Annotated in this window: 4 protein-coding genes; all 4 read left to right on the top strand. The window is 34.0% G+C overall.

What is annotated here, in order from left to right; translation table 11 throughout:
• The first annotated feature begins 233 nt into the window (after nucleotides 1-233).
• On the top strand, nucleotides 234-773 hold the full coding sequence (locus QRN68_RS13030; RefSeq protein ID WP_285397325.1) for an SMI1/KNR4 family protein: 540 nt from the start codon (nucleotides 234-236) through the stop codon (nucleotides 771-773).
• A gap of 243 nt (nucleotides 774-1,016) precedes the next feature.
• Nucleotides 1,017-1,553 (top strand): DUF1572 family protein, encoded by a 537-nt coding sequence (locus QRN68_RS13025; protein ID WP_285397324.1) that lies wholly within the window; start codon nucleotides 1,017-1,019, stop codon nucleotides 1,551-1,553.
• Between the two features lie 22 nt (nucleotides 1,554-1,575).
• Nucleotides 1,576-1,698 carry a hypothetical protein gene (locus QRN68_RS13020; RefSeq protein WP_285397323.1) on the top strand — a complete coding sequence of 41 codons (123 nt, stop codon included), beginning with the start codon at nucleotides 1,576-1,578 and terminating at the stop codon, nucleotides 1,696-1,698.
• Nucleotides 1,699-1,953: 255 nt separating this feature from the next.
• Nucleotides 1,954-3,033, top strand: a 1,080-nt coding sequence (locus tag QRN68_RS13015) for a HAMP domain-containing protein (protein WP_285397322.1), incomplete at its 3' end; no start/stop codon positions are given.

Here is a 3,033-nt window from a genome sequence, read left to right as displayed (position 1 = left end):
AAAGCGAAGCGTCAGCGGCAAAGCGCCCAGTCGGAACGGAAATCAACCACACGTTATGGTGATGAACCTGCTATTTTGCAAATATATTCACATTTTATCTGATTGTAGCCCGCAGCGGAAATCAGAGCCTTCTATTAGGGTGGATAAAAAGATGTTACTAAAAAGAATGCTTGTTCAAAAAATTTCCTTTTGTTATGTAAATGGTATACAAAAATAGTTTGGAGAGATTAAATGTGTCTTTAGAAAAACTAAAAACGATTTTATCTATACCTGATAAAATTTATGGTGCTGGAGATATTGCTAAATGGAAAGAAGCTGAAAAGGAGTTAGGCACAAAATTCCCATCAGATTATAAAGAATTTATTTCTATCTATGGAACAGGTGGAGTTTGTGGTTTTTTATGGATTTACTCACCTTTTTCTAGTAATGAAAACCTAAATTTTTTTATAGGGTCAAAAGAAGATAACAATGCTTATTTTACATCAAAGCAAGAATTCCCTGATGATTTTCCTCGAAATTTATTCCCTGAAGAAGGTGGGTTGCTTCCTTGGGGAGTAACAGATAATGGAGATGTATTAAATTGGATTACCTCAGATAACCCTGAAAAATGGTCGATATTGGTGTATGAGGGGAGGTCGGGTGTTTCATATGAATATAAAAATTCATTAGCTGAATTTCTTTATGATGTCTGGAGTGGAAATATAACTTGTCATCTATTCCCTGAGGATCTTTTAGAAAATGAACTTGAATATATAGTAGGAGGTGTAGATTGAAAGTAAATGTCAACTTGATCAAAATGATTAAGTAAGTTAATGGTGTTTTTCCTAGATAAGGAAATATCGGTGGTGGCTATTCTAGTAATAAACTTAATATCTGCATAGGCAGATAAAAATACAACTTGATATTCAAGTGAACATGAAGAAATTAATTGATACTGTGAATAATAAGCTTTTCGCTGCATTAGGGTAAATTAATAATATTTGTACCAATAGTAAAATGAGGGGGGATGTTCTCGAATGAGCATTGGGCAGACTTATTTAAATATTGTTCAAAAAAGATTTAGAAGTGTGAAAGCGTTAGGTGATAAAACACTCTCGCAATTGGATAATGAACAACTGCACTGGGCTATTAATGAAGAATCTAATAGTATTGCTGTTATTGTTAAGCATGTTAGTGGGAATATGGTTTCGAGATGGACAGACTTTTTAACGAGTGATGGTGAGAAACCAACAAGAAATCGAGATGATGAATTTACTGATAGTCTTCAGACAAAAGAAGAGATTTTGACAGTATGGGAAAAGGGCTGGCGTGTATTTTTGGATGCCTTACAAGGATTAACGGATGCTGATTTACAAGGGTTTGTAACGATAAGGGGAGAACAGCATTCCGTGATAGATGCTATCGAAAGACAAATGTCCCATTATTCACTGCATGTTGGACAGATCGTTTTCATTGCTAAGCAACTAAAGGGCTCAGAGTGGCAAACATTAAGTATTGCAAGGGGACAATCTCAGGCTTTTAATGAGTCAATGTTAAAAAAACATCAACAATAATAAGAAAATCGTAGCACATGGTTTGCTACGATTTTTTGCTGTTTTGTCTTCTATGCAAAATAAAGTTGATGCATCGAAATTACTGACGGCATCTGATACAGCAACCTCTACACATTTGGCAAAAATAGCGATTAACTTACATTAAAGTATGATACATAGGGGTTCTCTGGTTGATAGAAGGGCAAAAGTAGAAAAATTATGATTCGAAGATCAAAAAAATGAAAAAAAGGTTTTAATTCATTTGTTTCATCCGATAAAAGAAGGGTAAGTTGTGAACAGAGAAGTGAAGCGGCATTCTTTTTGAGTCTAAATCATCGAGTATAGTGTCAGTAAAAGAAAACACAAAATACACAAAAATACACATCTTAAGCATTAATGAAGACAAAAGGAGAACTGTTGCATGAAAAAATTATTTGGAAGCTTTAAGGGCAAGCTCTACACATTATTTGCTCTTATCTTGCTAGTTCCAGTTATTACTGTTGGAAGTTTTGCGTATCTTTCAGCAAAAGAATCGATAAAAGAAGAAATATTATTTAGTGCAAATGAAAGTGTAACTATGTTAAATTCGGTTATTGATAGAACCATAAGTGAAAAAGTAAACGACATTAATGTTTTAAGCGAGCAAATAAATTCTTCTATGTATGAACAGAAGGGAGCCGCTATATTAACAGAGTTTCAACAATATATGAAGATGAATCCAAATGTTTTAAGCATTTATCTTGGAACAAATGAGGGAGAATTATTTCTAGAACCAAAATCGAATAGTGCGGAGTACAATCTTTTAGAAAGAGATTGGTATAAAAAATCTACGGCATTAAAGGGAGAAATTTTAATAACGAATCCTTATATTGATCTAGGTACAGGAGATATGATCGTTACAATAGCTCGCCAAGTAAAAGATCAATCTGGGGTACTGGCAGTTGATATAAAATTGACAGATATTCAAAAACTCGCAAACTCAATTAATATCGGAAAAAGTGGATTTTCTTCAATTTTTGATGAAGATAAAATGGTCATTTCGCATCCTACTTTAGAAGCAGGTAGCGAATTAACAGAGAGCTTCGCAGATAAGATTTACGAAAGTAAATCTGGCACGTTTGAATATGTCTTTGACGGTGATGACCGCATTCTGTTCTTTAATACGAATGAATTAACAAATTGGAAAATTACCGGCACAATTTTTGCGAAGGAAATTGACAAATCAGCATCATCCATATTAAATCATACGTTAATCGTGCTAATTATCGCTATTGTCATAAGTACGATTGTGTTCTATTTTGTCATGAAGGGAATCATAAAACCGATTAGATTGCTTAAGGATAGCGCAGTGACAATTAGTAAAGGTGATTTAACAGAGAAAGTGACGATTACCTCTCATGATGAGATTGGACAGCTAGGGCAAGCCTTTAACGATATGCAAGACAGTTTAAGGACTCTTATTCAAAAAATAGAACAAAATGCTGAAGAGGTAGCATCATCG

This window comes from Lysinibacillus sp. fls2-241-R2A-57 (assembly GCF_030209535.1).
Lineage (GTDB): Bacteria > Bacillota > Bacilli > Bacillales_A > Planococcaceae > Lysinibacillus.
The sequence above is the reverse complement of the archived record's forward strand: the minus strand, read 5'-3'. Positions and strand labels throughout refer to the sequence as shown.